This is a genomic window from Achromobacter sp. JD-1 (genome assembly GCF_038594925.1).
Taxonomy (GTDB): domain Bacteria; phylum Pseudomonadota; class Gammaproteobacteria; order Burkholderiales; family Burkholderiaceae_B; genus Achromobacter; species Achromobacter spanius_C.
Window position 1 is genome coordinate 1 of the sequence record NZ_JBCGCS010000048.1, and the last position, 5,651, is coordinate 5,651.

At 55.5% G+C, this 5,651-nt stretch carries 4 protein-coding genes; all 4 read left to right on the forward strand.

Annotated features, from left to right (window positions below):
* A partial coding sequence (locus WBR68_RS30855) for a hemagglutinin repeat-containing protein (RefSeq protein WP_230696196.1) occupies positions 1–3,167 on the forward strand: 3,167 nt, incomplete at its 5' end.
* Between the two features lie 607 nt (positions 3,168–3,774).
* Positions 3,775–4,077, forward strand: a complete 303-nt coding sequence (locus WBR68_RS30860) for a hypothetical protein (protein ID WP_230696197.1) — start codon at positions 3,775–3,777, stop codon at positions 4,075–4,077.
* A 424-nt stretch (positions 4,078–4,501) separates the two neighbouring features.
* Positions 4,502–5,236 carry a hypothetical protein gene (locus WBR68_RS30865; RefSeq protein ID WP_230696198.1) on the forward strand — a complete coding sequence of 245 codons (735 nt, stop codon included), beginning with the start codon at positions 4,502–4,504 and terminating at the stop codon, positions 5,234–5,236.
* A gap of 221 nt (positions 5,237–5,457) precedes the next feature.
* Positions 5,458–5,651: hypothetical protein (locus WBR68_RS30870; RefSeq protein WP_230696199.1), on the forward strand; the 194-nt coding region annotated here is incomplete at its 3' end.

The following is a 5,651-nucleotide window of genomic DNA, read 5'->3' on the forward strand; positions in this document are numbered from 1 at the left end:
GCAACAAGAAGAATCGGCATGACCTGAGTACCAGCAAGGAAATCGGTTCGAGCATTGCCGCTGATGGTAACGTCACGTTGATCGCGGGGCAGGATGTCAACGCGCGTGCCGCTGACGTCACGGCCGGTGAGCAATTGGCCGTTGGCGCAGGCCGCGACATCAACTTGATCGCCGGAGTGCAAAGCGGCTCGGCCTACGACGAAACGCATTACAAGACCAAAGGCTTCCTGTCGTCGAAGACTACGCATACCAAGACGGCCAGTGATTGGACCGTTGCCAAGGGCTCCAACTTCATGGGCGATACCGTTGCGCTCTTGGCCGGGCGCGACTTGACCGTGCAGGGTTCCAACGTGGTCGGTGACCACGACGTAATGTTGACGGCCAATCGAGACGTCACCATCGAGGCTGCGGCGGAATCGTACAAAGACTATCAATACGAGAAAGTCACGAAATCGGGACTTGGCGGCGGCGGTGGCTTCAACATCGGCTACAGCAAGCAAGCGCGAACCGATTGGATGAAGGGCGAGAGCGGCGGCTATTCCAGTAGCACCGTGGGCAGCGTCGGTGGCAACGTGATTATCGACGCGGGTCGCGATGTCGGCGTGTTCGCCAGTGAGGTGCTGGCGCAGGACGGGGATATTTCGATCGCAGGCCGCAACGTCGCCATCGTTGCTGGCGTGGGCGAAGCCCGTCAGCACGAGTATCACGAACTCAAGCAATCCGGTCTCACGATTGGTATAGCCGGAGGCGTGCTGGGCGCGGTGCAACAGATGCACGGCACGCTCAAGCAAGCCGGTGAAGCCAAGAGCAGCCGTTTGGCGGCGGTCAAGGTCGGGCAGGCCGCGTATCAGGCGGTGCAAGCCGATCGCATGATGGACGCGGCAAAGGGCTCTCAAGCGACCACAGCGCAAAAGGAAGCCGCAAGCGCCCAGATCCAGATCAGTCTGAGCTCCAGCAAATCCGTCAGCGAGACCAAGCGCACGCAAGAAACCGCGTTTGGGTCGTCCATCATGGCGGGGGGGAACGTATCCATTGTGGCGCTGGGCGAGAAGGGGGTCGCCGGGTCCGGCAACCTGTCGATTGTCGGAAGCGACGTCACCGGCAAGAACGTCCTGCTGGCAGCGACGAATAATCTCTACCTTCTGAGCCAGGCACAAACCTCAACAGAAACCTCTACCAACAAAAACAGCGGCTGGAAGGTCGGCGTGGGCATCGGCGTGTCCGATAGCGGCAGCGGAGGCGGCATCAATGTCTTCGCCAGCGGCTACGCGGGCAAAGGCAACGCCAACGGCAATGGCACGACGTACCAGGAAACGCAGGTCAGCGCCCGCGACAACCTGACGCTGATCTCGGGCCGCGATACCGTGCTGATGGGCGCGCAAGCGCGCGCCGACAGCATTCGTGCCGACATTGGCCGCAACCTGACCATCGCCAGCCAGCAGGACACGGACCGCTACAACGCCAAGCAAAGCCAGGTGAACGCAGGCGGCAGCTTCAGCTTTGGTTCCATGAGCGGCAATGCTTATGTCGGCGCCAGCATCGGCAAGACCAAGTCGAACTACGACAGCGTCAACGAACAATCTGGGCTGTACGCAGGGTCGGGTGGATTTGATATCTACGTCGGCAAGCACACGCAACTGGATGGGGCGGTGATTGCCAGCGACGCGGACGCGGCGAAGAACAAACTGTCCACGGAGACGTTCGGCTTTACCGATTTGCAGAACAAGGCCGCATACAAGTCTACGACCGTCGGTTTGAACCTCGGCATGTCGGGTGCATTCGACGTCGCAAATAAGGGTGGTGCGAATGGGCTCGGTCCCTCGGGATTGAGCTTTGGTCATACCAGCGGTAGCGATTCCGGCACGACCTACGCCGCCATCGCGCCGGGCACGATCGAGGTGCGCTCGGACAAGGACTCCGGCCGTGATAGCACAGCGGGCCTCAGCCGCGACACAGCAGGCGCGAATGGCAGCATTGGGCAGATCTTCGACAAGGATAAGGTCCGCGAGCAACTGGAGTTCCAACAGGCGTTTGGTCAGTTGGGGATGCAGATTGCGGGGGATGTCTTGAAGGGCCTCGCGAAGGAAAATCCTGATGTATGGGGCGAGGGGAAAACGGGCAGGATCGCCGTGCATTCGATTGTCGCGGCGGCTGGGGCGGCACTTGGAGGAGGGAACGTAGCAGCCGCTATCACCGGTACCATCGCGGGAGACTTGACAACTGCGGCTGCGAAGGACGCCATTGATAATGCTATGCAGGGTTTACCTCCGGCAATCCAACGCGAAGTGGCCAACCTAGTACTGAACGTGCTTGCCTCTTCGGCGGGCGCACTAACGGGAGGATTAAGTGGCGCTGCTGGTGCGGCGGTAGCCGACGGATATAACCGCCAACTGCACCCCGAAGAAAGAGATTTGGCAAAGAGCATCGCAGCGCGCGCCAAAGAGGAGGGACGAAGTTATACCGTTGAGCAGATCGAAGCCCAGATGCGCAGGATGAACGTGGCTCTACCAGACGGTGAATCCTATGTTGGAGGGCCGGCTGTTGTTATCGGCAATGAAGGGATTTTTGACACCGGAGCCAACTTTGCTGAAGTCGGTAGAACTAAAGACGGCGAGCCCATCATGATGGAATTTGGATCGCCGGAACTGGGCAGGCAGATTCAGAGTTTTATCGTTTCCCATGCTAGCGGAGGTACGGTTCCTAGTGGATTTTCCTACACGGCAGAGCCGGAACGCAGCAACTCATTGGCGGGCTCGGGTTGGCCGCTTCAGGAACGATCTCCGATGGCTCAGTTCTGCGTCACTGCGCATTGCGCTGCTGGGCTTCAGAGGGATATGACTGCTGCTGATTTGCGGGACAAGCGAAATAAAAATGCTGATATTCTGGCCTATATTGGACAGGCAACAGGACGCTTTGGGGCGGCTGCGGGTACTTTAGGTGCGGCCCCCAGTCCATATGCAGGCGTGTTTAAAACGGCGGCATTTGGGTCTGATATTACAGGCTGGCTTGCTGGCGGGTTAGAGCAGAGTATGCGACCCAGCTCGAACACGTACGTAAAGGCTGCTGCTATCGACTATGGTGTGAAGGCGGTAAGTGATGTTGCCCCACTCGCTTCGTCGATTTTCAATGTAATTGGTGATTACTTAAAATTGAAATATGCAAATTAATATTTTTATGCGATTTGTCAAAAAAATAGAAACGATATTTATCCATGAAGGAAATTTCCGCCCCTTGTTCCGAGCTTTTTTTGTGATCGTTGGCGGTGGGGTGGTTTTTCTCGATCTAGACCTTTGGCGGACGGGATGGTTATATATAGTCGGTTTTGTGGTTGGGGGTGTCGGTGGTTATGCTGCTAGGGCACACCAATTGGGTATCCGTCCATTTGAGCCTTCTCCATATCCTCGTGGATGGTTGAGTAGGAGAAAGCGAGACGATGACGAAGAAAAGTGTGAGTCAGATGGATCGAAGTGAAACATGATGTTCTGGAATCCAGATTGAGTGCCAGCCTGTTTTGCTCGCTGATAAACGGAACAAAGATATTTTCGATACATTCCACGTCGGTCCCCACTAAGAAGCGACCCGCTCTGAGAAATTCGTATCAGTGGGTATTTGAGAAAATAGCTTCCAACTGAAAAGGAAATGAGGCCTAACCCGAAAGCGTACGCAGTGTCAGGCGGAGTTGACATCGCCGTTCAGACGGCGGGGCGAGCCGGGCCCCGGGGCGAGTTTGCTCTTTAATGAAATTGGCGAATACCTGAAATCAAGGTACGCGAAGTGAAGCAGAGACTACTGGAATTATTTAAGAAGCACGCAGTCCGCGACGGTCATTTACGTTACGTATATGTTCTTCTTTGCGCTTTTGTGGGAGTGGGGCTGCCTCTGATCGATTTATATCAATGGCACACCGGGTGGTTGTATATCGTGGGTTTGGGTATTGGAGCTTTTGGCGGCTATTCCGCGCAAGCTTATGTTCTAAAAATTCGTCCATTTGAGGACCCACCCTATCCACCAGGATGGTTGACCAAAAAAAAGGCAACGCGGTTCGAGGCGCCTGACGAACGCAAGGAAGGCGAGTGAGTTCGGTTATAGGAGACTGCCGGAATAATTTTGCATCGCTAGCTTTCCTGTGGGGCATACCCGATGTTTGGCGGATTGATTGGATTGCATATTCGGTTTGTTTTGGACGGTGTTAGTAGCTGATGTTATCGGATCAGTGCGTTGGATATTTCGCGATCAAGGGTAAGGAGAAAAGACCGTGAAATGGATTGTCCCATTGTCTCAACCAGGGCATGGCAACCAATCGTTAATTCACTGCTTGATTTTCACAATTTCCCCTTTCTAAATTTTTGGTATGCCTGCGCATGAGCGTGAAGATTGCGTGCTGTTGTACTGTTGTCTTGAGCGATCTGACGCAGTGCTGATAGTCCGCTGAGGCGACAAGGGGGGCGGCTTTTCCGAAGTTTTCACCATTGAATAAAATAAATCCAAGGCGCGTTATTATGTGTGGTGGTTTTATATAAAATTGGGGAGTTTTAAAAAATTGCAGAATAATAAACTTATGCGGTCACGCAAAATTTTCGCGGTAGCCTTGTTGCTGGCATCTTCCGGTTGCTCGTTCATCATGGGTTCGCCACCCAAGGCGTTAACGTCGAATCCTGGGCCGCAGGAGAAAATCAGTCCCGTTCTGATATTTACCTCCGATTGTGATTTCAAAGAGAAAATAGATGGCGTCGGAGTTTTGGGTGCGAGAACAGCGTATCCTGCCTCGTATGCCGCCGAAGCGGTATGCAAGGCGTTGAATAGCGAGATCCCAAACGCTATGGACACTGCGGGCGTCAAAGCAACTGTTGAAGCTCGCCCTGTGGATGCCCACACAGCCAGGCCTCCAAGGATGCAAGAGGACGCAGCGACTATCGGAGCTAGGTACGTTGTGGTTGTCGGTAGGGCCAATGGCTTCGAAGGCTATCAGCAATATCCTCCCAGCGTGGGCGTCATCATTCGTCTGTATGACGCCGTATCTGGAGAATATCGAGCCATGGCCGAAGAAACGTATCGGATATCTCTGCGCGATTTCTCGAATCGCGGTCCTACAGCAGAAGGGCAAAAAATTGCCGCTGGCATGGCGAATAAGCTCGCGCGAACCATGCTGCAGCGATGCACTGAGAAGTACCCATATCAGTGCGAGAAGTTTGGGGAACTGCGCTTTGCCGAACCACGAGATTCGTACGGCAAATGACGCAGCACGTAGAGGCTGGCGCTTGATGAGCTAGCCGCGAAGACGTGGGTTCGCCATTGCACCCATCCGTTGGGCGTTCTAAATCGGATGTGAATTCGAAACGCGGGCAGCAGTTTGCGAGTTAGGGGCTGGCCAAGCAACCCCTTGCCAACGGCGCGCAATTCGCCCGTGGACCACGGCATCAAGCTAGCGCGACGCTGACCGAAGCGCAGCAACGCCAATTGACCACCGACCTGGTGTGGCTGGTCGAACAGACCGTCACACTGCCCGACGGCACCACCGAGACCGTGCTGGTCCCGCAGGTGTACCTGCTGGTGCGCGAAGGTGACCTGAAGGGTGACGGCACCCTGATGGCCGGCCGCGACGTCAAGCTTGCGGCCGACGGCGACATCAACAACAGCGGCACCATCGGCGC